Source organism: Novosphingopyxis sp. (assembly GCF_965218915.1).
Classification (GTDB): domain Bacteria; phylum Pseudomonadota; class Alphaproteobacteria; order Sphingomonadales; family Sphingomonadaceae; genus Novosphingopyxis.
In genome coordinates, this window is sequence record NZ_OZ244708.1 from 527,676 (window position 1) to 551,388 (window position 23,713).

A 23,713-nucleotide genomic window follows, 5' to 3' on the forward strand; every position below is an offset into this window, starting at 1 on the left:
GCTGGACGTATGAAGCGCCCGGCATGTAGCAAACCGCCGTACTCACGCACAAAAACTGCTGGGCACCTCCGACGTTATCAAATTCGCCTGTCTGCGTCATCGCACACCGAAACCTTGTCGCAAATTTTGCTGCTGGCTGCGGCCGAGCGGATAACTCCAGAGAAGCATGACCACGATAAGTTTGAGCGCGACGGGCAGAAGCGTCGCATCGCCGGGCGGCAGAAACAGCGCCGCACCTTATACTGTAATCGATTCGGTCAACGCTGCCAGCATCACATGGTGCCTTTCGAAGCGGTGCGCCAGCCATGCCAATATGAAGAGCCCGCAACACTTACGAAAAGACCGATGATAAAACTGGCGCTAACATTCTCTGGCAAGAGCGGCACCTTGGAACGAAAAACATGATTGCCGCCGAGTTTACAGTATCGGTTTTCGCACCGGTACATCGCAGGAGCGGATAAATTCGAAGCTTTTGAGGCCAGCACTTAGCTGGAAGTAGGATGCTTTGGATCTTGGGCATAAGGCGGGAAGACGTTCGCAGCTAGCTAGGGCAGCTTTCGAGAGATCGAAAGGCGGTCACGAATGACCACTATTGGGCGCTTTGCAGACCGGCTGCAACTGGGCCGCAGGCGGAATGGCAGGTTATGGGCTGACCGACATTCGACAGCTGATTTAGTCCGCGCGATATTGCTACCCCGCCAAAGCCCTGCGGCAAGATGCTGCGCGGGCAAAACATGCATCGTTTCGATTCATCGGGAAAGGAAGAGCGCGCCCAAAGCAACGCTTTTCAGTTCTATCTTGCTTCGAACGTGATCGAGTTGCGCATTTCTATCGTATTGACACCAACCGACATAGGCGTGCGCACGCCCGGGATGGCGGCGACATCAAAAAGTTCCACAATATCGCCCTCCATACGAATCCATTCGACGATATCACCCGTGGCGAGATTGATGATGACAATCCCGCACCAAGCATCGCCATCGCGCTTGGTAAGCTCTCGCTCCAGCGCCAACTCCTTGAACGATCCGTCACGCGGCTTGGAAAGCGTCACGATAGCATGACCACGATGGATGGCGAGGCCGCGCATGAAACCGGGTGCAAACGCGATATCGCGGCTTTTACCGGTGGCGGGATCGATCGCTATCAGCTGTCCCCTACCGGAATCGAGCGCATAGAGCGTGCCATCCACCAAGCGCGGTGAATGTGGCATCGATAATCCCTCGCTGACGACCTCGTCGCTGGTTACATCAATGATCACACCGCCGCGATCGCGCCGCTCCCGCCATCCATTGACCAAGTCCGTGCGGCTGACCGCACTGACATATTTCGGCTCTCCATTGAACATAGCGAGGCCATTCAGATGGCAGCGATCCTCGGGGGCCAGCTTGGATATGAAAGGCGGTTGCCAGATCGGAGCGAAACTGTGACGGAGATCGAGCCGCGCGAGACAGGAATATTTAGTGTTGACGAAGACCACCCGCCCTTTGTTATCGACACCCAACTCATGGACATCGACATCACCGGTAGTCTGCGCATTGCGGGGCACGAATACCGCGTCGAATGAACCATTGCCGAGTTCTCCCGGACGAAGCATGTTTTCCAAGCGCCAAATCTGGAAGTGAGAGCCGAGATAGAGCCGCCCGGCATGGAAAGATATGCCCATTGCCCGGGAATAATTCTGCTGGTTTAGCGAGATGCCGCCGTCCGGCAGCACGCCGACCAGAAACAATTGCCCTGTCTGATAGGATGTGAACGCCAAACTGGTCTCATGGAGATGCAGCCAATCGGCCAGACCGCGCGAGACCGTTATATCGGTCTTGGGCGGCTTGGCGGGTGATATGGTTTCTTCAGTCAAGAAAATATCCGGAGTGGGGCACCGCAGCCATTGCGACCGCGATGCCCCACTTGATCAGAACCGAATGCGAAGACCGGCGCGGCCGCCTGCGCCTTCAAGATCCGTTACGCCGTTATTGTCCTTAAACGAACGCCGGTAATTGCCCTCGAAGAAGCCGGAAATGCCGTCGGCACTTCCGATCGATAGACCCACGATCGCCTCGCCATAATCGTCGATATGATCATTCACGAAGCTGAACGACTGACCATTATTGGTGAATGTAACGCCGTCTTCGCCCTGAAATTCATGGACGTAATTGGCGCCGACATAGAAGGAGCCCTTGGTCGCTCCCGCCAAGCCAAACTGACCACCGACACGGGCACCGGCACGGCCGCGAAGACCATCGTCATCGTCAAAGTCGACGTTCGTAGCGCCCACATTGAACGAGTCGAAGTCGCTCTTCACGTAGGAGATGCTCACGGCTGGCTCGACGAAGAATGTATCGCTGCCGAAGCGCACACCACCTTCGGCGCGGCCACCATAGGCGTCTCCCTTGACGTCACGGCTGAACCCGGCCGACTGGCCGTTCACATCGCCCCAGTAATAATCATATTTGCCTAAGGCATTGAAGAAGAAGTTCCCCGACGAATAACTGGCGTAGAGGCCTCCGTTGACGACATCGTAACGGATGCGATCGGCCGATCCGGCAAAGTTCTGCGAAGAGTTCAGATAGCCGCCGGTTACGCCAAAAGCGAAGCCACCCTTCTCACCGCTGGAACCGCCGAAATCGACGCCGACCTGGCCACCGAAATAATCCTGCTGGAAGCCATTGGACAGCGTGCGCGTGCGCGAGAAATCGGTCACGTCACGATTATCTTTACGGGTATCGACGGCGCCGTGGATTTGCACCCAAGTCCGTGCAGACGCATCGCCGCCACCAAAGCCCCAGAGCGCATCACGCCGTGCCCGCAACTGCGCGGAGATCACGTCGGCCGATTGCAGCCACAAGTTGCGAACACCTTCAACATAATTGAGCGTGCGGAACGCCGCATCGCTGGGCGCACCGACCAGATCGTAACGGCTGTTGGCCGCGTCGTAGACGACTTCCAGACGGACGAAGCCCTGCTCCTGTGAACCATTGGCAAGGCTGAAAGCACCGGCGTTGGATGCGGCGCCAACATCGACCAACGTACCGCCATTGCCGAAGCTGAACAGATTGTCGTCTAGCGAATTGAGCACGATCGTCGTGTTGCCACTCGCCGCACCGCCAATGATAAGTCGATCATTGGTATCACCAAAGGCGATGTCCAGACCGAGCTGGCTGTTGCCCGTGCCCGTGAAGCTGCCCGGCAAGGTAAGCGTGTCGCCCGCCCGGTCGTTTCGTAGATCGACGAGACCGCCAGCATTGGTGAAGCTCTCCAGACCAGTGAAAGTTGGCGAGACTATCGCGGTCGCGCCGTTCCCAACCAGCACCGTGCCGCTGTTCACAAAACTGTCGGTGCCAGCCCCGAAATCGGGATTTACGCCAACGACAAAGGTGCCGCTGTTATTCACGCTATCGGCACCATCGGTCAGGACTATGTCCGACGTCAGGCGGCCACTGTTGGTGATCGCGATCGGCCCACCCAGCGCCAGCACTGCAATGCCATTGGCATTGTTGGCGATGGTTCCGGCATTGCTCAGCGTGCTGCCGGTGATGGAATCGAGCGTGATGGAGTTGCCATCGGTGGCCTGGACGCTGCCGCCGCTTGCCACGGTTACCGCAGCGGTATCACCCGTTACGTAAAGCGCGTCGGTGCCCTCGCCCTGGGCAAGAACCCGACCGTTGACAGTCGCGGAAGCCGCTTCGGTTGCGGTCACGACTACCGCGCTGGAGCCATCGCCGCTGGCGAGAACATTGTTAACCGTTGCGCTGGCATCACCATCCGTGCCGGTGACGCGGATAGCATCGCCGAACCCGCCATAAAGTGCCTGGCCCGAGGTGCTTACGTTGCCCGTCGTGATAACCGAAGCGTTCGCGCCGGTCGCGATGATCGCGGCACGGGCGCTGTCGACATCGTCGTCCAGCGCTGCAACCGTCGAAACATTATTCGCAGTCACGTCCACATCACCGGTGTCGGATACCGCAATGATACCCGAACCGCCACGGCCGGAAGCCAGAATGCTGCCGGTGCTGGCGACCATAACATCGCCGCTATCGGACGAAGCATAAAGCGCGGTGCTCGCCTGCCCGGTGCTGCTGATGTCGGCACCGGAAACGCTGACGTCTCCGCCAGCCGCATAAGCCGAGACACCCGTGGTGAGCTGCCCCGCCGTGCTTACCTGCGTAAAGCTGACGTCAGCGCCACCTTCTCCGCCAACGGCGGTGATGCCGTTGGAAGCGAAGCCCGCTGTGTCGATCGCGCCCGCGTCGACGGTGACGCCGCCATTGCGGGCTATCGCGTAGATGACGGTCGACTGATCGCCTGTGGTCGAGACCGTTCCGGTCGAAACCGCCACGCTGCCATTATAGCTCTGCGCCGAGACACCATTTGCACGGTTGCCAGTGGTGGTCACATTGCCCGTGGCGACTGTAACGTCACCATCTGCGGCGTTTGCGTTAACCCCAACCGCGCCCAGGCCGACGGTCGAAAGGTCGCCGGAGGTGACGCTGACATTGCCCGTGCCCTGCGCGGTGGCGAGGATCGCCGACGAAGTGGGCGAGAAGGAATAATTTCCGCCCTCCAGGCCTGCAGTCGAAACACTGCCCGTGGTAACAACCACGTCAGAGTCCGCACCGCCCGCCGCAAGCACACCGTTGGAAAACTCACCCGTCGTCGAGATGTCGCCCACAGTGATATCTAGCGGACCATTGTTGCTCGCCACATCGACGGCATTGGCATTATCACCCGCCGTATTCACGTCGCCGCCGCCGGTCACGGTCACGCCGGTTTCTCCGCGGGCAATGATGCCGCGGCTGTTGTCGCCCGTCGTGGTAATCGTCCCGGTGGCATCGACGGTGGTCATGCCGGTGGCCGATGTCGCCTCCACGCCATCGGCATTGTCGCCGCTGGTGTTGACATCGACCACGCTGACCATGGCATCGCCATCGGTCGCGGTGGCATTCACCGCGTCCGCCGTGCCGCCGTAAAGCGCGCTGCCCGTGGTCGTGGCGGTACCCGTAACGGTTACGGTGGTGTTCGCGCCGCTGGCGAGAATGCCGCCGCGCGTGGTCTCAAGATCGCCCTCATCGGCTGCCGCCACGATGACGTTGTTCGCGGTCACGATCGTGTTGCCGGTGTCGGACTGCGCCACGATGCCGACGCCGCCGCGACCCGAAGCCGAAACGGTGCCAGTCGTGTTGAGCACGACATTGCCGCTGTCGGACGCCGCATAGAGCGCGTAGCCCGCCTGACCCTGCGAACTGATGTCCGCGCCCGATACGGTTACGTCACCGCCCGTGGAAATGGCCGAGATGCCGGAAGCAAGCCCGCCCGTCGTCGTCACTTCGGTGAAATTGATATCGGCGCCGCCTTCACCGGAAAAGACGTTGATACCGCGTGCGTTAAAGCCCTCGCTCGAGATCGCGCCGTTCGCGTCGACAGTCGCACCGCCATTGCGTGCCACGGCGTAAATCCCGGCCGAACCGTCGCCGCTGGTCGCGACCGATCCGGTCGAGACGGATACGTCGCCCGTATAGCTCTGAACGGTCGCGCCGTTCGCGCGGCCGCCAGTCGTTACGATATCGCCAGTGCTGGCCAGAACATCACCATCTGCCGCGCTGGCGTTGAGGCCAGCGGCACCCAGACCAGCCGTCGTAAGATCACCCGAAACGACCGTAACATTGCCAGTGCCTTGAGCAGTTGCGACAATCGCGGTGGAGGTGGGAAGGAACGAGTAGTTGCTGCCTGCAGTGCCAGCCGTTGCCACATTGCCCGTCGTAACGGTCACGTCCGAATCGGTTCCGCCGATCGCCCGAACGCCGCCCGAAAGTGAGCCGCTAGTCGACACGTCGCCCACCGCCAAGTCGATACCACCCGAATAGCTGGCCAGATCAACCGCGTTGGAATTGTCGCCAGAAGTGGAAACCGTGTCGGCGGCGACTGCGATGTCGCCGTCCGCGCGGCCGACGATGCCCTGGGTCGCATTACCCGTTGCGGTGACATTCGCAACGTCGATTGCGAGCGAACCAAAGGTACTTGCGCGGACACCCGCCGCAAACCCGCCGGTGGTGCTCGTCGCGCTGATGTCGCCCGAGGACGAGATCACCACGTCGCTGGGGAGCGCCGAACCGCGGCTTTCCACGATGATGCCATGGGCATTCGCGCCCGTGACGTCGATGCCACCGGAATTATCGATGATCACACCGCCATCATTGTAATTATACACCGCAATGCCGCGGGCGGTGTTGGCCGATGAAACGGTCAGATCGCCCGAATTGGTGATTGCCGTACCACCCTCTCCGTTCGCATAGGCTCCCGCGAAAATAGCGTTGGAGAAACCGTCAACACCTGTGGTCGCAAGCGCTATGTCGCCGCTGTTATCGATTTCGATGGCTGAGGCGCCACTGAAAGTCTGCGCGATTATTCCGTTGGAGAAAAAGTCCGAACCCGACAGCGCGATCTCACCGGAATTCGTGACGGAAACTGGCCCGACATCGGAACCTGCCGCGATAGCCGATGCAAAGTTTGCTCCGCTTCGATCTCCATCGACGGTAATCGCTCCGGTGTTGGTCACCGTTACGTCATTGTCGGAATAGGCCCCGATGCCGCGCGTGCCAGCAGCAATCGTCGACCCGTTATCTACTGTGGTGCCCGCAGTGTTGACGAAGATGCCCGAGCCATTGGAATCAATCGTCGCGCCTGTCTGCGCCACGACCTCGCCTCGCACGTCGCCTTGCAGAACGACACCTGATACGGCTCCATCCGGTGCCACGACCACATCCGGCTCGAGCACGATCGTCAGGTCTTCGACCGGAGCGTACTGGATGCCGGTGTTGTATGGGTTTCCGTCCGGCGAACATGTGACCGTTCCGTCTTGCGGTGCACCGCATTGGTTCTGTGCCTGAGCGGCTTGGGGAAACGCCGCGCTCGCCAGTGCTAGAACGCCCAGCGCGCAACCCTGTCGCAGGCCCAGCTTGGGCGAACGCGAATGCGAGTGACAATGATCGACCGAACCAAAACGCACCATATTCATAAATTCCTTGGCTTATTTGCTGAGCGACAAGCTCAATAAACGACGCCTTAGGAGGATTATTACGCCCGTCAACTGGCTGATTTCACGACCGAGGCGGATGCATCGGTTCATCGTGAAATTGTTTCGATGCGCCGCAATTTTTGAACCTTCGAATGCTGATCGCCTTGATCCAGATTTCTCACGTCGATCTTCACTCCATTTAGCGCAAAATTCCGAGGCCCATCCAACACAACAGGTCGAGTGAATTTCCAACTGTCGGACGGCAAGTTTTGGGCGCTCTTGTGTGCCCTAGGCGGCAATATTTATAGCGCAATGCCGCCACCGGCTGCTACCTAAATGATTGAAAGATTTTGGATTGCGAAGGCTGATTGAATGACCTAGATTGGGGCGCTTTGCTGACCGGCTGCTCAAGACAACAGCCGCTGGGCTGCTAGTGGGCCGATAGCTGCCTGACCGGATTTGGACGCTGTGCGTTAAATCCGGCCGTCCAGCGCCGGGCCCGCCATCGGTCATTGCGCTTCGCGCGCCAGCATTAGAGCGAAGATGTTCAAACGGCAGTTAGCAGGTCTTAAGGGTGCCGAAAATGAGGTAGCAATTCTACCCAACCAGTCGTTAGATCGGTTAGCTTAGGGCCGCCGGTATTTCCCGAGCGACCGAGATGATCCGCTAAGCGTAGCCAAACTCGTCGTATATGGCGATGACCACATCGCTATCAGTGCGCACGACCGGCGTGTCGATCGCCAAGACCGTGCTAGGATAGCCCGGATCGACTCCGTGCCGTCGAAACGGTGCACCCATCGGGAAGGTCCCATGTGTCACTCGCCGGCCCACCGGCGTGAAACTTATCGCGGATCGAACAAGAGCCGGTCTTGCGCGGTCAAGCCGACCCGCTGTTGCGCTTCCATAACCACCACGCCATCGCGGCAAGCAGCGCGGTCGCCGCGAGCAGGATCGCCCACAGCAACGCCTGCCGACCGATCCCCGCATCGTCCTCGATACCGCGCAATTGCAGCACGCGGTCGGTTGGACGCGTCGTCGCATTACCAGGGTCCTGCCCGCCCGATTGCGTCATCAGGCTGGCCAGTGGAAAATACGATTGTACATCCTGTGCCTTGCCCGCTGCGAGCACGAATGGCGGGGTGCCAGTCGCGAGGAAGGCGATATTTTGTGGCGCGAACTGCAAGGCGAGCTCGGGCGGCGAGGTGAAACCGGGCGATGCGCGGTCTGCCTCGATCCGTATCATCGGATATCTGCCGGCCCGGATTGCGATCGCACTGGCGCGCGCCGCCGTCCCCTGGCCTAGCAGCGTCCACGACTGTTCCCAGTGGCTCCGACCGAAGATTCGCACCGGTATGATGACATCGGTTCCCGTCGGAACAACCCCGACGGCGCGAACGGGGGCGGAGGTCGGCACCATAAATTCCAGAGTATGTCCATCGGTCAACGCGGGCGGATGTGCCCTGACCGTCTGGTTCGCGCTTGCAGAGCGCGCGCGGGTTACCAGCGTACCGCTCCTGATTGTTACCGGGGTCAGCAATCGGGAATTCGCCCACCATGTCAGCCGGACAAATTCTTCGCTAACAAGCGCACCGTCCAACGATAGCGTCACCGCTTCTCTCGCGCCTGGTTCGCGGTAAGCCACCTGTTCCCCCAGTTTGCGCCAATTCTTAAGGTCCGCGCTCGCCTCCGCCACGAAGGTGATCGGCTGCGAAATCGGCAGGTCGGCATCAAGCGACAGGCTTTGCGCGTGGCCGCTGATCTTGCGCGCGTCGAACAGGACGCCCAATATTGCCGTTGCACCGCCGCTTTCCACAGGAGTCCCTGTGACATTGGCGACCCTCGCGCGGCCGCGACCGTCGAGCCGCAGCGAAACGCCGGTGATATCGAGCGCGTCCGCACTGCCAAGTATCGGCAAGGCGGGGAATGTGTCGCGCCGCACCGGGCCGTGCCTGGCTGCAATCCGTGCCATCGGCATCGCCTTGCCGGCCGCGTCGAATACCCGCAGGTCGGCCAGATCGGGACTGGTGGATGCAACCATCGCTTCTCCCGGAACCTCCAAGCGCTGCACCGGATGACCGCTTTCGACGGCGATGGGGACGTGAAACCGGTATGTTTCAGGGCCGCTGCCCGGCTCGTCTGGTCCGGCGCTTGCAAGCAGGAACGACGCGAGCGCCAGCCCAATCAGTCTGACGATGGTCATGCGACCGGCTGCCGTCGATCGCTAGAGGCCTGCCCCGGCGCCGCGTCGGCGATCTCGGCGGATCGCGGTGGCAAAGGCGCGAAATAGCCGACCACCAGCATCAGCAGGCCCACCGCAATGAAAGCGACGATCCGTGCGCCGCCATCGGCATTGTTCATATCGACCAACAGCAGCTTTACCACGGTGATCCCCAGCAATCCCGCGCCGATCAGCCAGACGATGCGCGCGCCGCGGCGATGCGCCAGCACCATCAGCGCAAGAGCCACCAGGGTCCACAAAATCGCCAAGCCCGTCTGCACGACGAAGCTGCCGTGCAGCGCGTCCGCGCTCCAGGGAACGGCGAGGAAATGATGCGCGATCCGCAGCCAGACGGTGTTGATCATCACAAATCCCAGCGCGGCCAGCGATGCCAAAGCCCAGGGCCTGCGCAGCACCGTGACGCCCGGCACCGCGGGGTCGAAAGACAACGTGGCTCGGTGCCACACGGCCAACACCGCGAGCGACAGGCCCAAGGTTATTTCCAGGGGATTCATCACGGGGATATATGGCAGGGGTGCAGCCTCGCCAGCGGATACCAGCGCTGTCACCAATGATCCTGCGAAGATCAGCGCCGCGATCGGTATGGCACCATACCAGCCATAGGCGATGGCGTGGCGGCTCAGCGGCCACCGCGCGGGCGCTGCAAGATCGGCCAGCGCGCCGCGGGTCCACCAGGTCAGCACGCCCAATATCGCGATGGCGGCGACAAGGAAAACGATCTGGGCCCAGGCGGTGTCCCACAATCCTGCGCGATCGATACCCAGCGACAGGCTGTTTGCCAGCATGGCGGTGGCCAGCCACAATCCACCGACATGGCTCGCCCGCACCAATGCAAACTGCCCCCTCGCTTCAGGTTCGAGATCGTTGTCTCGCAACATCCAGCCGTGGAGCGCTATCGCCACGATCCAGATCATCCAGTCCGGGGAATTCAGCACGCTTGCCCCCGACCCGACGACCACGAGAAACGCCAGCGCCAGCGGCGCTAATGTGGCAAGGCTCGGCCACTGGGCGACCGGCCAATCCAACCGCCGCGCGGCAATCTGCGCGGCCCATGCACTGACGATATACACCAGCATCGCCAGCAGCACCTGGGTTATGGCGCCGAACACCGACGCGCCTGGAGCGTCGGCATAGACAGATGGCGGCACCCTGCCGATTTCAACGACCCAGGCCAGCCACCAGAACGCAAAACTGAACAGGAACGTCGGCTCGGGGAGCTTCACCTCATATCCCTCGTACAGCCTGGTCCAGTTCGACGCGGTGCCCGCTGTTCCCGATCGTAAAGGTTCGCGCATCCACCATGCGGTCGCCAATGCCGCCAGCGCGATCAGCATTGCACCGATGAAGCCCGGATTGGCGAGTGGAACGGGCGACGTATTTTCCGCCATTCCACTCAGATAAAGCATTGCGGCCACCAGCTGCAGCGCGATACCGAACAGCCGTGGCAGCCATCGTGCCTGCCTCATCCCGACCCAGAAGGCCCCTGCGCCCTCCAGCGCCCACGCCGCCGATGTCCACCGCGCACCCAGCGCCAGCGGCACCGCCAAGGTGACGAAGCCGACGCCGATGGCCAGCATGGTTTCGTTCAACGTCCGCAGCCCATCGCTGCGAAACCGCATGGCCCAGCTCGCGACGCCCAGATACAGCGCTGCAAATCCAAGCGCGGCGAAAGCGCTCCCGAACGGGCTTTCGTGCACCAGGCCAACCTGCAGGGCGAAACCGGCAATGGCCGGTCCGAACAGCAAGCTTGTGTCGACGATATTGCCGAGCGGCCCCGGCGTCGCGCGAGTATAAAACACGCCGGTCAGCACGTAGATCAGAACCGACACGATCAGAAACGTGTCCGTCGTCAGAACATTTGGCACAACTCGCGTTGTAAATTAGCGGAGCGTGGGCCTCGTCGGGGGTTTGATGTTTAGGCGGCTATCTTGCGGTGCTGCAAGCGCCGATGTTCGATGGTCTTTCGTTTGATCCTTTCTCGCTGTTTGATGATGGCTGCGGCCCTGCCGAAGTAGGCGTCGGCGGGCGTCACGTTGTCCAGGCTTTCATGGTAGCGCTGGTGGTTGTAATGCTCGACGAACGCCTCGATCTGCTGCTCCAGATCGCCGGGCAGGAAGTAGTTCTCCAGCAGGACGCGGTTCTTCAGGGTCTGGTGCCAGCGTTCGATCTTGCCCTGGGTCTGCGGATGGAACGGCGCGCCGCGAACATGGCTCATGGCGTTCGCCTTGATGTAATCGGCCAGTTCGTCGGCGATGTAGCTCGGACCATTGTCGCTCAGCAGCCGTGGGCGGTGCCGAACATTGGCCGACAAGCAGCCTGACGCCGCCAATGCCATATCCAGTGTATCGGTGACGTCCTCGGCCTTCATCGTGCTGCACAGCCGCCAGGCGATAATGTAGCGCGAGTAATCGTCCAGCACGGTCGAGAGATACATCCAGCCCCAGCCGATGATCTTGAAGTAGGTGAAGTCGGTCTGCCACATCTCGTTCACCCGGGTCGTCTGGGTGGGGAAGCGATCGGCAGCTTTGATCACGACGTAAGCGGGGCTGGTGATCAGATCATGGGCCTTCAGCAGGCGGTAGACCGTCGCCTCGGAGACGAAGTAGCGCCGTTCGTCGGTGAACCGCACCGCCAGCTCGCGCGGGCTCAGCTCGGACTGCTCCAGCGCCAGTTCGATAATCTGATCCTGGATCTCGCTGGGCACGCGGTTCCACACCCTGCTTGGCGCCGACGGCCGATCGGTGAGCCCCTCCGGGCCACCATCACGGTATCGGTCATACCAGCGGTAGAAGGTCCGGCGTGGGATGCCCAGCTGGTCCAGCGTGCGCTTTGCTGGCAGATGCGACTGCTCGACCAGCCTGATGATCTCCAGCTTCTCGGTGGCAGGATACCTCATTCTTGGTCTCCCCCATCCGCCATCATGCTTTTTTTAAGCAGGCGGTTCTCCAGCGTCAGGTCGGCGACGCATTCCTTCAGATCGCGGGACTCGCGGCGCAGATCCTTCACCTCGTCGGTCGTCGCCGCACGCGAAGTATCGCCAGCGAGGCGCCGCTTGCCGGCCTCCATGAACTCCTTGGACCAGGTGTAATACAGGCTCTGGGCGATGCCTTCCTTGCGGCACAGCTCAGCAATGCTGTCATCGCCGCGCAGGCCTTCCAGCACCACACGGATATTGTCCTCGGCTGAGAAGTGCCGACGCGTCGCCCGCCGGATGTCTTTTACCACCTTCTCGGCGGTGGCTTTGGGCTTTGAGGATTTGGGTCTCATCTTCGTTCCTTCGTCACTACGACGAGACCCAAATCCTCCTTAAATCACAACCGCAAATCTGTGCCATGGGTGCTGACGGCGGACAGTCTACCAGCCGGGCGTATTGCCGCGTGCTCATATGGCGGCGGTGATCAACGCGGCTCGGGAACAGGAAGTCGCCATGGCCACCTCCGCGCCTCTCCAGCCATGCAATCAGAGTAGCCCTAACGTCAGCGGTGAGCTCGAATTGGACCGGCCGGTTGGTCTTCTGCTGAACCACCGTGGCCCGGTTCCTGATGTCCGCACCGGCTACAACATCACCAATCTTGATCTTCACCAGATCGCAACCTCGCAATTTGCTATCGATCGCCAAGTCAAACAGTGTCCGGTCTCGTAGCCTTCCCTCTCGATCCAGAAAAAACCTAATGGCCCAAATTTGCTTCTGGGTAAGCGGTCGCTTGGTGCCGACCGTCTTTCCTGCATTCCATGCCGAGCGACCCTGCATCGCGCTATCATATCGTGAGTAACCCATTGTCATTCTCCTGGGCCGGAAGTGGCCAAGGGTTAGAACAATCGACTACTTCGGGTTTACGCCGTGAAAGAATGCTGAGATCGAAAGAACGTCAGCTTATGGTATTATCGATGCCACCGTCAAACGGCAGCTGTTAGGGCGCTTTTGAGACCGGCGGGAATTGGGCCGTAAGCCGGCGGACTGCTTTGGCGCGCGAGCAAGTGCTGAAAGCTAATATTCGTTCAACGGCGGCTCGAAAGTCGCTCTTGACACGCAGCAGACGATTTTTGCTGCCGCCGCCGCGGCGCATGACCTCGAATGACCGGTCTAAAGCAGGGAAAGTTCGCGAGATTGCGCTTTCTGCGCGAACAGGTTGTACACTGAACTATATGGTTCAGCATGAGAGTTCTTCCCTTGATGGCTCGGCGTTCTCGTCTTTGGGGAGGATGCGATCGGATAGCCTGGCACCACCTCGGGCTCTCGCACGATCAGATCGGCGGGATTAAGCCAGTTCCCCCCAGGGCGGTTGCCACGCCGGCGACGTAGCTGTCCTCACGATATGCTTTGGGAAATACCGCGGTTGCCAAGGACGCGATAACCGCACCTGCCGTGAAACAACGAATAGCTGCCAAATATTCCGGGGCCACCCCCTCCAGCAGCAAATTGCCGATGATCGCCGCCGCTGACAGCAATACCGCCGGGCCGTCCACAGGGCAAACACCTGACCCATTGACCGATTTTGCGCCATCTCCTTCGCGCCGCCAGCGGCTTCCGGCAGGTTCGACAGAAAGATCGATCCGGCCAGCGCAGCGACCTGCATCGGCCCGGCACCAATCAGAGCAACGCCAAGCGCCAGGTTTTTTTCTGGAATACCATCCAGCGTGATCGACGCCAGTAGCCCGCCGCCGTTGTCTTCGCCCAGTTTCCTCTCGACCAGATAATCAGCAAGGGTGAATACCACGGCCCCCGCGGCAACCGAAGACACGACTAGTGTGAGAGATGACTTGGCCAGCGCGGGTTCAATTAGCTCCGACAACGCCGAAACGATGAGCGCGCCGCCAGCGAGCGCGATCAGAAATCCTTCCACTTCCTCAGGCAGTTTCCAGAATATTCCCCATGCCGCGCCAAGCATCAACGCGCCGGACAACCCTTCAAGCACGCCGCTGTAGTGCAAGTTTTTCAAAATGTGGCGGCTGATCAGCAGACTTCATAATCCGGGCTACGCTGTTTATGCCGTTTTGACCGGATGCCTTGAGGCTTGATCGCACTTACGTTGCCCGGCGTAACGTTCGATGCAGCCCATTACCTGCTGACAGTAGTGACGTTTGACGCGATCAAAGGGCGATCAATTGATCTTGAAAACGGTAGGTGCGCCAGGACCGTCTCTGAAATGCATATCCAAAATGGGCTGAATTTCAGTTGCATGGCGCGACAGCATCTGGACTGCTGTTGCGTCATATTCGGCATTTGCTGCTTGGGTCCCAAGCAGCACTCTCGGATTGATGATAACATCTCGCTTCTGCTCTTCTACGACAACTTGAAACGTCACGTCTCCGTCCTGAAATGCTGCTGTCTCGAAGTCGATATCGACGATATTTGGCATATGTCCGTTTCCTTGAGGTGTAAGCCATTTGGGTAACGCTTAGAGCGCTAATCGGTGCCTATGCGCTGATGCTTGCGGGCAGCAACGTGAGTTACGTAAAGGCACTGCCGTCAACATCACCGGCTTGTGTCGGCCAGTCCGCTAAAACCGGGCAATCATGAATTGCGTGCTGTTATCGTCAAATGCCTCCGGAATATCTAGGCAACGACGCGGTCACAGGCGAAAATAAACGCATGATAAAAATATCTTAGCCGATCTGTCTGCAGAAATTATTAAGCCTTTATAGGTAACCGGGTTCGGAGTTAAAAATAGTGGATTATTGAAATGCGGCAGTTGCTCTACATCAGCTCCATCAAGCCCAGACTGGTAAAACCAATCGACTTGGAAGCAATTTTGGAAGTATCGCGCCACAATAATGCCAGCAGTAATGTCACTGGATTGCTTTTCTTCAACGGGAGGCGGTTTCTTCAGGCACTTGAGGGCCAAAGCGCCGATGTTGACGCTACATTTGAACGCATCCAAAAAGACCCTCGGCACCACGCACTGGTGATACTCTCGACGCGAGTGGTTCAGTCTCGCGAATTTGGCACGTGGGCGATGGCCTATCGCGACGAGGATAATGCCGCAGACGATGATATGCTTGCCAGAGTAGCCCAGCTAGTGAGCGGTGCAGCGCCATCAATTCGCGGCACTTTCGATAGTTTTGTCAGATTCCAACGAGCAGCTTGATATACAAATTACAAACGCGCTGGCTCGTAAGAAAAGCCAGAAACAGGCTGGAATAAACCGTCATGTCAAGCAGTAGGTTTGCATCTGGATCCGAAATGGACTTGTAAAGGTTTTACACCGGTCCCTTATCTGGTTAAGCCACCTTGGCTTCAAACGCGAGCGGGCTAATGCCGCCTAAGCATTAATGGCGCCAGAGGGCATTTTGAATGCGTTGATGCAAGATGGCGGGCTCTGCTTGCCGCCGGTGGGCCAGCTTTAACGCCAGATCAGTTTGCCTTCAGGAATCAGGTCCGTCCGAGCCCAGCGGCTGATCGGACGCGATTGCCAAGAACGATAGCTGCGGGAGTTGATCTGCATCACCCGACAGATTATCTATTTGCATAGCGAAATATTCGAGCGCTCGGCGACAACCGACTTAGTTGGCCGACCGTTCGACGACCAACCTGACATCGCTCAGACTTTCTTCCTGCTCGATCGACCAAAGGAGGTCGGCCAATCGGTCCGCGCGAATCAACCGGGCATCTGCTTCAACCATATCGGCGGCATCCATTGCTCCTGCACGCTCGGTCACTTCTCTACTCCGAAGATAATCAAGATCTTGAGAGGTTAGCATAGCAAGTCTCCTATATGCTGGCTTAGCAGCAAGAGTTGTAATGAGGCGACAAATCGATTCTAGCCATTGTCAGCTATCGCACAATTTCATCGCTGCCTTTGGCTTAGGAGGCTCCTAAAGCGGCAGAGCGAAGGATGGTTGCGTTTGCTCTGCGCTACGGCCGAGACCCTGCAAGCCTGAAAGGACATTGCTGCCAGTGCCAGACACCTCGATCCGAAAAATCGAGTGCTTGTCGGGCTGTCAGCTTTTCAACTGCAAATTAACGGAGCGTTCGGCTAGGTTCATCATCCACCGGAGAACGAGTCGGAACAACTCATACCGTCGACCAACCGAGCAACTGTCCGCTTGTTTAATCATTTAATTTTATGTCCGAACGGATCAGGGTTTGTTTTGGCCAGCCTTTGTGACCGTAAGAATTAACATACTTATATCAATGAATGATAAGAAAGGCTTTCGATGCTTAGTGAAAAAGCGAAGAGCAGTGCGCTGATCGGTAGCGATCGGGTCGAGGGAACAGCGGTATATGGAACCAAGGGTGAAAAAATAGGCGCGGTGGAGCGCGTGTTGATTGAAAAACGCAGTGGCCAAGCTCGCGATGTCGAAATATCGGTCGGAAGCTTTCTAGGTATGGGCGGAACGCTGCACAGTTTGCCATGGGACAAGTTCGATTACGATACCGAGCTTGGCGGATACCGCCTTGATGTGACCGAAGACCAACTCAAGGGTGCGCCGAGCTACCGCGAAAATGAGCGCGACATGGCACATGATCGCGATTATCGATCGCGTAGCTATGACTATTGGTCGGTATCGCGTTATTGGTAAGCCGCTATCGCAATGATGCTATTAAGGGAGCGTTGCTGACGCTCCCTTTTCCAATATCTCCCGGAAGCGCGGGCTGTTCGTTGATGGGCTGGGGGTTCAGCATGCAACAATTTTTCCGTGAAACCGGACCCTCCTAGGTATCATATGCAGATCACCGATATCACGGCGTCGGGTGTTCCACCCGATCCTGATGGCGGGTTGAAACCCGCCTTCCTACAACCTTTGAGTACTGTTCCTCGCAGGCCGATGCCGATTCTTTCGAAATAAATTTGTTCTTAGACGCATGAAGCAAGTTCGATACGCCAAAATCGATCGCCAGTCTCCAACGGGACCGCTTGGTTGAAGCGCTTTGGCTTAGTTGCGAAACACAAAAAACGGAAACCGGGCGGATCTACGCCTGCCATTTTCTTTTGAAAGCGGAGCCTCTAGATCCATAAGCACCTGCGCTTCGAAAAATGTCATTTTGTTGAGTTCATCGCGGTCAGTCACATTTTGCTGAAGGTCGCATTTCGATTGCCGCTTTTCTTCGCGCTCACTCATTATCGCGCGCGTCCCCCTAAATCGACAGGGATTCTCAACTCGAAAATCTTCGATCCGTGGGTAGGAACAATCACGAGCCCGCCGATGGCTGCAACCAATCGCTTGACCAAGCCAAGTCCTAGTCCCCCGCTTTGCGGGTTGATAGTCTCCGGGAACGGCAAGCCATCATCGTCGATCAGAACAACGATATGCCGGTCATCATGGTTGCGTAATGTGATCTGGATACGCCCGACCACGCCCTCTGCGAAGGCATGCTTGATCGCATTTGTGGAAAGTTCGTTGACGGCCAGCGCAACCGTCATGATCTGAGGCGACGACAGCCCTTGGTGATATTGTCCGACCGTAAGCGATATCAAGATCGACCGCGGTTCTGCCTGGGAATGAAGCGCTTCGCACACCTGACGCAAAGCGGCTTCGAGCGAAAGCTCCGTCTGATGCCGCAAGGCGGCGCGTGAACGTGCGAGGATCGATACGCGCTCCATGGCGTCATGTAGCGACTGCTGCGTCTCCGGGTTGGTCGCGCGCCTGCTTTGTAGTGCAAGCAGACTGACGACAAGTTGAAGGTCGTTAGCGCATCGATGATTGGTTTCGCGAAGCAGCAAATCGTCGAAATTAGGCATCGTCCGCCGATGCGTTGTCTGTCTGGTTCCGCTCTCCATTCCGCCCCCGTCATTATAAAAGGCCGCGCTCGCGTCCTGTGCATTTCCGCCAGCGATGAGGGAAATGCGATTACTCGTCATCGTGCAAATAATTCGGATCGAAGGTAGCGACTTCGCGCAACGCCGCGATGTCTACAATTCCGATCGTTTTCCGTGCCAAATTTAGCAAGCCTTCGGCTCGTAACTGACGTAGGGTTCGGTTCAAATGAATGGCCGTCATTCCGAGCATGTCGGCCATTTGCGCTTGAGTGAGCGGGAAGTTGAAATCGATAGCACCTTCCTTGTCGGTAAAACCAAGCCTGACAGCGAGTTCGCAAAACAGGTGCGCGGTCCGTTCACGTGCCGACTGGCGCCCCAGACAAAGCGCATTTTGAGTAAGCACCGTATTTTCGATAATGCCAAACCAGGTGAAACTGCAGGCAATGCCGGGATAGATGCCTGCGAGCGCCAGTGCCCGGTCCCTAGGGATCGACAGGACGGTTCCTGCGGTTAGCATTTGAACGCCGTAGTTCAGACGCTCAACCATCAGGGTGTCGAGATTGCAGATGTCCTCGGGCAACAAAACCGCCGATATCTGACGCCGCCCGTCACGCGTTGTCGCGTAGCGGCAGGCCCAACCCTTGCTCAAAAAATGAATGTTCTCTGTCAATTCGCCTTCACGAATAATATAAGCGCCTGCTTGAAATCTCTGCCGGGAAAGCGTCGCATCACCGAGGGCTGCCAGTTCGTCACCCTTGAGAAAGGGCCGCTTGGCGAGGCGCGTACACGCCAGTGTTGCATGAGGCTCTGTCATGCGGCGCATCGGCAGACGTTCGCGCAATGCAATAACCTCACACATGATCGACCAGTTGCTGCAAATTCGCGGCTCCGGCTCTTTCTCGGTAGAGCGCCGCGAGCTTGCTATGAGCGATCAGGGCGGTAGGTTCAGTTGACCGATCGGCGAGTTTGGCTTCCGCTGTCGCTCGCTCCGTGTAATATTGCCTGAGATCCTTGGTCATGCCGCTCTCCTCAACCTTTAACCTAGATTTGCTCTAGCAAGAGGTTTTGGCGCAATGGAACTGACTGTGCGATTGCGCACATTGGGTTCCTCGACCTGTATTAGCTATCTCAAAATAGCGCGTCGGCGCGTTTAAAACTTTTATAAATGCGTGTTTATTCGAGATGACTCGAGGCAGTCAGATGCCCGAACGAGCTGATCAATAGGCCCCCCGCTGCCAGTCCGCGAGAACTGTCTGGTATCGCACAAATGACATGGTGTTCTTCCGGACAATATATGCTACAAGCCAGCATCGTTCGCCGATTATAAGGGCGCGAGCGGCTGAAAGATGCAATGCGCTTTCGCCCCAATTCACGGGGTGAGCATGTCTCAGCCGAATCAGGCTTATAGCGCCAATCTTCTGATACAGGCGATGTCGCCCGAAGATCTCGCGCTACTCGAACCGAAGTTCGAACGAGTGGATCTGGAGGTCGAGCAGGTTCTCGACGATGCCGATCAGGCAATCGAATATATCTATTTTCCCGAAGGCGGGATCGTCTCCCTGGTCGCATCTGGCCCTGACACCAGTCGCACCGAGGTCGGTATCTTCGGACGCGATGGCGTGTCGGGGACCGCCGCCCTGCTGGGCACCGATCGTGCTTCCACGGAAACTTTCGTTCAGGTCGATGGCACGACCGCTTTGCGTGTCCATGTCGATGATTACCGCGCCGCCATCGAGGCGAGCCCATCGCTCAACGCGCTGCTGCTGCGCTATGTGCAGGCGGCCTTGGCGCAGTCGGTCTACAGCACGATGTCGAACGCACATCACAACATCGAAGCCCGGCTCGCGCGCTGGCTGCTGATGTGCCACGACCGTCTCGATAGCGATGATATTAAGCTGACCCACGAATTCATGTCGATGATGATCGCCGCGCAGCGCTCCGGCGTGACGGTGTGCCTCCATATCCTCGAAGGCAATGGCATGATCCGCTCAAGGCGGTCGCTGGTGACGATCCTCGACCGCGAAAAGTTGATCGATCTTGCCGGTGATGCCTATGGAAAGCCGGAAGCCGAATATCGCCGCCTGATCGGCCCATTTGGCCATCCGTCTTCCTAATCCCTGCTGCGGCGCCGGTCTAACCGTGCGCTCGGGGAAAGGCGGCCGCTACCATTATTACAACTGCGAACACCGTGCAAAGAGTCGAATTATCCACCTCCCGGATCCGCATCTGCGGAACACGTGCAGCGCTTGAGCACGCTCTGATCAAGGATGCCACCTCGCCCGTCGGCGCAGTGCCCATCCTTGATCGGGAGTGGTGCCGCTTAGGTGACTCGAACACCTGACCCCATCATTACGAATGATGTGCTCTACCAGCTGAGCTAAAGCGGCTTACCGAGGGGCGCGCATAGCCGGGGCGGGGGCGGCTGGCAAGATGCTGCGGCCCCTCGCGCAACCGCAGGGCGCAGGGTTTACGCCTTCTTAACCACGCAGGGTGCAAAACCGCCTCGCCTGTCCCGGCCGGGACGGGGAAGGCGAAGGCGGGGTATGATGGACGATCTGCGCGGGTTCGGTTCGCACGAAAGCCCAGATGGCGAAGACGCGGACTATGTGAGCTATGAGGACGAACAGGGCGACGATGTCGGCCTCGACGCGCCGCCGGTCGTTGCGGGCGACGAACGCCGGATGCAGGTGCGCGCCTATAATTTCTGGACCGCGCTGCTGGGCGACGGCAATTTTCCCGACATCGAGGATCTGGAGCCCGCGGACGTCCCCGAATTCGCCGATCACGGCGTGCTGCTCGACTTCACCTCGGGCATGGAGAATCCCTCGATCCAGTTTCTGGGCGAAGCGCTGCGCGAGGAATGCGGTATCGGCGCGGATATCGGCTATCTCGACCAGGTGCCCGCGCGTTCGCTGCTGACGCGGATCACCGATCATTATCTGCAGATCATCGCCAACCGCGCGCCGATCGGCTTCGAGGCCGAGTTCGTGAACCAGCGCGGGCTGACGATCATGTATCGCGGCATCCTGCTGCCCTTTTCCTCGGATGACGACAGCATCGATTTCATCTACGGCGTGATCAACTGGAAGGAAGCGGCGAGCGACGCGGTTTCGGGCGCATTGCGGCTCGAGGTCGATGATGCGCTGCGTGCCGTCCGCCCGCGCGCCGAGACGGTGCCGGTCTGGGCCGACGCGCCGAGCCGGATGGACGAGGACAAGGAGTATGCCGGGGACGAGATCCTTGCCGCCGCTTCGGACGCGCCCGTCGCGATGCCGGAGGAGGATGCGCCGCTCGCCGACTGGCTGACCGCCGCGCGCGTGCAGGCGGCCATCGCGGACAGCGCCGATGCGCGCAGCCGCGCGGCGCTCTACCGCGCGATCGGGCTCGCCTGGGACGTGGCACTCGCCGCCCGGCAGCATTCGGCCGACTATGCCGAACTGCTACAGGACAGGGGCCTCAAGGTACAGGCGCGCGCGCCGCTGACCCCGATCGTGAAGCTGGTCTTCGGCGAGGATTACGACAAGACGCGGCTCACCGAATATGCCGCCGCGCTGGGGCATGCCGCGCGCATGGGGCTCGGCCGCGGCGAACTGGCGGGCGCGATCGAACACTATGACGGCGGTCTCAAGGCCATGGTCCGCGACGAACGCAAGGCGCGGCGCGATGCGAAGGCCGACGGGCCGGTGCAGGGTGTGATGAAGCTCGATCCGCGCGCCAATTTGCGCGGCGCGGCACCGAAGTCGCTCGACGACTTCCGGGGCGGCGACGACGAGTTCGTCCTGCTCGTCGCGCGGCGGCAGGATGACGGCAGCATCGCGATCATCGGCAATGTCGACGGCGGCAAGGCGCTGACCGAACGGGCGCTGCGCAAGACCATCGTCTGACCACCTCCCAAGGCCGACCGCGCTCAGGCGAGCCAGTCGATCGCCAGACAGGTCGCGATCCCCACGCCGAAGGTGAGCGGGATGCCGGCCTTGAAGAAATCGGTGAATTTGTACCCGCCCGCGGCATAGACCAGCGTGTTGGTCTGGTAACCGATCGGCGTGGCGAAGCTGGCCGATGCGGCGAACATCACCGCGATCACCAGCGGGCGCGGCTCCACGCCGAGATCGTTGGCCAGCTGGATCACGATCGGCGTGACGATGATCGCCACCGCGTTGTTGGTGACCACTTCCGTCAGCAGCACCGAAATGCCGTAGACCGCGAACACCAGCGCCCATGGCGGCACGTCGCGCAGCACCGGGGTGAGCTCGCCCACGATCAGCTTGACGCTGCCGGCATTGTCGAGCGCCAGGCCGACCGCGAGCATGGCGAAGATCAGCACCAGCACGTTTCCGTCGAGCGAGCTCCACGCCTCCTCCGCGTCGATGCAGCGGGTGAGCAGGATGGCGCCCACGGCGATGATCGCGGCGATGCCGATCGACAGCACGTCGAAGGCCGACAGCGCGACCACCGCGGCCAGCGCGCCGATGGCGATGGGCGCGCGGTCGCGGCGGAACTCGCGCTCCTTGGTTTCGCCGACGCCGTAGAGATTGGGGTTGGCGTACATCGCCTGGATCGCCCCGGTATCGCCGGTCACCAGGATGCGGTCGACGGCATGGACGCGCGCGCCGGGCAGATCGGGGCCGGGCACCTTGCGGAACCGCGATATGCCGAGGATGCGGACCTTCAGCTCGGACAGGAAGGGAATGTCGATGAGGCGCTGCCCGATCGAGGGGTGGGTCGGCGCGATCGTCGCCTCGACCAGCGCGCGCGAATTGGCCAGCACGCCCGCATCGCCGGCGGTAAGGCCGACCTCGAACTCGGTCGACGAGCGCAGCGACAGCAGTTCGGCGATGGAGCAGCGCAGCACGAGATGATCGTTGGCGCGCAGCACCTCGTTCTCGATCCCGGTGCGCTGGAAGCGTCCGGCGCGCTTGATCGCGATTACCTTGACCTTGTCGCGCCGTGTCAGCGGCAGGTCGGACAATAGCCTGCCGACATGTTCGCTATCGTGCCGCACGCGCAGTTCGGTCAAAAAGCCGCTCGCCTCCTGCCCCAGCGACGGACCGTTCTCGTCCTTGTCGGGCAGGAACCAGCGGCTGACGAAATAGAGCATCGCGGCGCCCACCGCGCCCGCGATGAGGCCATAGGGTGTGATCGAGAAGATCCCGAAGCCCGCCAGCCCGGCATCGCGCGCGACGGAATCGACGAGCAGGTTGGTCGAGGTCCCGATCAGCGTGGTCGTACCGCCGAGGATGCAGATGTAGCTCAAGGGGATCAGCAACCGCTTGGCGCTGGTGCCGAGCGCGTGGGAGAGGCGCATGATGATCGGGATCATCACCACCACCACCGGCGTGTTGTTCATGAAAGCCGAAGCGAAGAATACGCCGATCATCATCTCGAAAATGGCGAGCTGCGGGCGTTTCTTGGCCCGCGATATGATCGCGCTGGCGATCGCGTCCATCGTGCCGGTGCGCAGCAGGGCGCCGGACAATATGAACATAGCGGCGATGGTGATCGGCGCGGAGTTGGAGAACACGGAAAACAGCCCGTCGCCGTCGAGGATGCCGAGGAACAAAAAGGTGCAGGCGCCGAGGATCGCGACGACCGTCGCCGGAAAGCGCTCCATCACGAAGCCGACGAACATCAGCGTCAGGATGACGAGGCCAATGATTGCCTGATGCTGAGCGATGAGGGCGCGGAAGGCTTCGATCAGGAACATAAGGACGTCGTTAGGGCGGTTTGGGGCGCGGCACTAGTGCGATCGCATGGCATGACAGC

18 protein-coding genes, 1 tRNA gene and 1 pseudogene are annotated in these 23,713 nt (G+C 59.7%); 5 read left to right on the plus strand and 15 right to left on the minus strand.

Translation table 11 applies throughout. The features are described 5' to 3' along the window. The first annotated feature begins 9 nt into the window (after window positions 1–9). Entirely contained in the window at window positions 10–405 is a 396-nt protein-coding gene (locus ACOQPC_RS02535) for a hypothetical protein (protein ID WP_420607100.1), read from the plus strand. Between the two features lie 388 nt (window positions 406–793). On the opposite strand, the gene ACOQPC_RS02540 is transcribed toward ACOQPC_RS02535, so the two are convergent. The 8 genes and pseudogenes from ACOQPC_RS02540 to ACOQPC_RS02575 form a co-directional block, all read right to left on the minus strand. Continuing rightward, window positions 794–1,855 carry a TIGR03032 family protein gene (locus tag ACOQPC_RS02540; protein WP_420607101.1) on the minus strand — a complete coding sequence of 354 codons (1,062 nt, stop codon included), beginning with the start codon at window positions 1,853–1,855 and terminating at the stop codon, window positions 794–796. A gap of 54 nt (window positions 1,856–1,909) precedes the next feature. Next, a complete protein-coding gene (locus ACOQPC_RS02545; protein WP_420607102.1) occupies window positions 1,910–7,009 on the minus strand; it encodes a beta strand repeat-containing protein in 5,100 nt (1,699 codons plus the stop codon). A gap of 877 nt (window positions 7,010–7,886) precedes the next feature. Then, window positions 7,887–9,209 (minus strand): DUF3999 family protein, encoded by a 1,323-nt coding sequence (locus ACOQPC_RS02550; protein WP_420607103.1) that lies wholly within the window; start codon window positions 9,207–9,209, stop codon window positions 7,887–7,889. Then, window positions 9,206–11,113 carry a DUF2339 domain-containing protein gene (locus ACOQPC_RS02555; protein ID WP_420607104.1) on the minus strand — a complete coding sequence of 636 codons (1,908 nt, stop codon included), beginning with the start codon at window positions 11,111–11,113 and terminating at the stop codon, window positions 9,206–9,208. Before ACOQPC_RS02555 ends, ACOQPC_RS02550 begins: the two co-directional genes overlap by 4 nt. Window positions 11,114–11,163: 50 nt before the next feature. Further along, a protein-coding gene (locus ACOQPC_RS02560; RefSeq protein ID WP_420605478.1) for an IS3 family transposase occupies window positions 11,164–12,515 on the minus strand; the annotation gives its coding sequence in 2 pieces (ribosomal slippage) (window positions 11,164–12,179 and window positions 12,179–12,515; 1,353 coding nt in all). Window positions 12,516–12,600: 85 nt separating this feature from the next. Then, window positions 12,601–13,026, minus strand: a pseudogene (locus tag ACOQPC_RS02565) (tyrosine-type recombinase/integrase); the annotation flags it as partial. A 481-nt stretch (window positions 13,027–13,507) separates the two neighbouring features. Further along, window positions 13,508–14,188: a ZIP family metal transporter gene (locus ACOQPC_RS02570; protein ID WP_420607105.1), complete on the minus strand. Its 681-nt coding sequence runs from the start codon at window positions 14,186–14,188 to the stop codon at window positions 13,508–13,510. 162 nt (window positions 14,189–14,350) lie between these two features. Further along, window positions 14,351–14,608 carry a hypothetical protein gene (locus ACOQPC_RS02575; RefSeq protein ID WP_420607106.1) on the minus strand — a complete coding sequence of 86 codons (258 nt, stop codon included), beginning with the start codon at window positions 14,606–14,608 and terminating at the stop codon, window positions 14,351–14,353. Window positions 14,609–14,932: 324 nt separating this feature from the next. On the opposite strand from ACOQPC_RS02575, the gene ACOQPC_RS02580 reads away from it, so the two are divergent. Continuing rightward, window positions 14,933–15,337, plus strand: a complete 405-nt coding sequence (locus ACOQPC_RS02580; RefSeq protein WP_420607107.1) for a BLUF domain-containing protein — start codon at window positions 14,933–14,935, stop codon at window positions 15,335–15,337. Between the two features lie 415 nt (window positions 15,338–15,752). On the opposite strand, the gene ACOQPC_RS02585 is transcribed toward ACOQPC_RS02580, so the two are convergent. Next, complete coding sequence (locus tag ACOQPC_RS02585) at window positions 15,753–15,908, minus strand: hypothetical protein (protein WP_420607108.1); 156 nt, start codon at window positions 15,906–15,908, stop codon at window positions 15,753–15,755. A 498-nt stretch (window positions 15,909–16,406) separates the two neighbouring features. Between ACOQPC_RS02585 and ACOQPC_RS02590 the strand changes: the two genes are divergently transcribed. Further along, window positions 16,407–16,772 (plus strand): PRC-barrel domain-containing protein, encoded by a 366-nt coding sequence (locus tag ACOQPC_RS02590; RefSeq protein ID WP_420607109.1) that lies wholly within the window; start codon window positions 16,407–16,409, stop codon window positions 16,770–16,772. 354 nt (window positions 16,773–17,126) lie between these two features. On the opposite strand, the gene ACOQPC_RS02595 is transcribed toward ACOQPC_RS02590, so the two are convergent. The 4 genes from ACOQPC_RS02595 to ACOQPC_RS02610 form a co-directional block, all read right to left on the minus strand. Next, a complete protein-coding gene (locus ACOQPC_RS02595; protein ID WP_420607110.1) occupies window positions 17,127–17,312 on the minus strand; it encodes a hypothetical protein in 186 nt (61 codons plus the stop codon). Further along, window positions 17,312–17,932, minus strand: coding sequence for a sensor histidine kinase (locus ACOQPC_RS02600; protein ID WP_420607111.1), 621 nt, complete (start codon window positions 17,930–17,932; stop codon window positions 17,312–17,314). Before ACOQPC_RS02600 ends, ACOQPC_RS02595 begins: the two co-directional genes overlap by 1 nt. Before the next feature lie 109 nt (window positions 17,933–18,041). Further along, the gene (locus ACOQPC_RS02605) at window positions 18,042–18,791 is read right to left on the minus strand and encodes a Crp/Fnr family transcriptional regulator (protein ID WP_420607112.1); all 750 of its coding nucleotides are present in this window, start codon (window positions 18,789–18,791) and stop codon (window positions 18,042–18,044) included. Between the two features lie 10 nt (window positions 18,792–18,801). After that, entirely contained in the window at window positions 18,802–18,969 is a 168-nt protein-coding gene (locus ACOQPC_RS02610; protein ID WP_420607113.1) for a hypothetical protein, read from the minus strand. Window positions 18,970–19,332: 363 nt separating this feature from the next. Between ACOQPC_RS02610 and ACOQPC_RS02615 the strand changes: the two genes are divergently transcribed. Further along, a complete protein-coding gene (locus ACOQPC_RS02615; protein WP_420607114.1) occupies window positions 19,333–20,064 on the plus strand; it encodes a Crp/Fnr family transcriptional regulator in 732 nt (243 codons plus the stop codon). A 197-nt stretch (window positions 20,065–20,261) separates the two neighbouring features. Here ACOQPC_RS02615 and ACOQPC_RS02620 read toward each other — a convergent pair. Further along, window positions 20,262–20,337: transfer RNA gene (locus tag ACOQPC_RS02620), tRNA-Thr, on the minus strand. A gap of 156 nt (window positions 20,338–20,493) precedes the next feature. Here ACOQPC_RS02620 and ACOQPC_RS02625 point away from each other — a divergent pair. After that, a complete protein-coding gene (locus tag ACOQPC_RS02625; RefSeq protein ID WP_420607115.1) occupies window positions 20,494–21,834 on the plus strand; it encodes a hypothetical protein in 1,341 nt (446 codons plus the stop codon). Between the two features lie 23 nt (window positions 21,835–21,857). On the opposite strand, the gene ACOQPC_RS02630 is transcribed toward ACOQPC_RS02625, so the two are convergent. Then, window positions 21,858–23,654 (minus strand): SLC13 family permease, encoded by a 1,797-nt coding sequence (locus ACOQPC_RS02630; RefSeq protein ID WP_420607116.1) that lies wholly within the window; start codon window positions 23,652–23,654, stop codon window positions 21,858–21,860. Window positions 23,655–23,713: the final 59 nt, after the last annotated feature.

Coding starts and splice junctions, on each gene's coding strand:
- ACOQPC_RS02600 (WP_420607111.1), bottom strand. CDS start 17,932: ATGCCTAATTTCGACGATTTGCTGCTTCGCGAAACCAATCATCGATGC.
- ACOQPC_RS02575 (WP_420607106.1), bottom strand. CDS start 14,608: ATGCCAAATATCGTCGATATCGACTTCGAGACAGCAGCATTTCAGGAC.
- ACOQPC_RS02595 (WP_420607110.1), bottom strand. CDS start 17,312: ATGAGTGAGCGCGAAGAAAAGCGGCAATCGAAATGCGACCTTCAGCAA.
- ACOQPC_RS02625 (WP_420607115.1), top strand. CDS start 20,494: ATGATGGACGATCTGCGCGGGTTCGGTTCGCACGAAAGCCCAGATGGC.
- ACOQPC_RS02615 (WP_420607114.1), top strand. CDS start 19,333: ATGTCTCAGCCGAATCAGGCTTATAGCGCCAATCTTCTGATACAGGCG.
- ACOQPC_RS02580 (WP_420607107.1), top strand. CDS start 14,933: ATGCGGCAGTTGCTCTACATCAGCTCCATCAAGCCCAGACTGGTAAAA.
- ACOQPC_RS02535 (WP_420607100.1), top strand. CDS start 10: ATGAAGCGCCCGGCATGTAGCAAACCGCCGTACTCACGCACAAAAACT.
- ACOQPC_RS02550 (WP_420607103.1), bottom strand. CDS start 9,209: ATGACCATCGTCAGACTGATTGGGCTGGCGCTCGCGTCGTTCCTGCTT.
- ACOQPC_RS02630 (WP_420607116.1), bottom strand. CDS start 23,654: ATGTTCCTGATCGAAGCCTTCCGCGCCCTCATCGCTCAGCATCAGGCA.
- ACOQPC_RS02590 (WP_420607109.1), top strand. CDS start 16,407: ATGCTTAGTGAAAAAGCGAAGAGCAGTGCGCTGATCGGTAGCGATCGG.
- ACOQPC_RS02545 (WP_420607102.1), bottom strand. CDS start 7,009: ATGAATATGGTGCGTTTTGGTTCGGTCGATCATTGTCACTCGCATTCG.
- ACOQPC_RS02610 (WP_420607113.1), bottom strand. CDS start 18,969: ATGACCAAGGATCTCAGGCAATATTACACGGAGCGAGCGACAGCGGAA.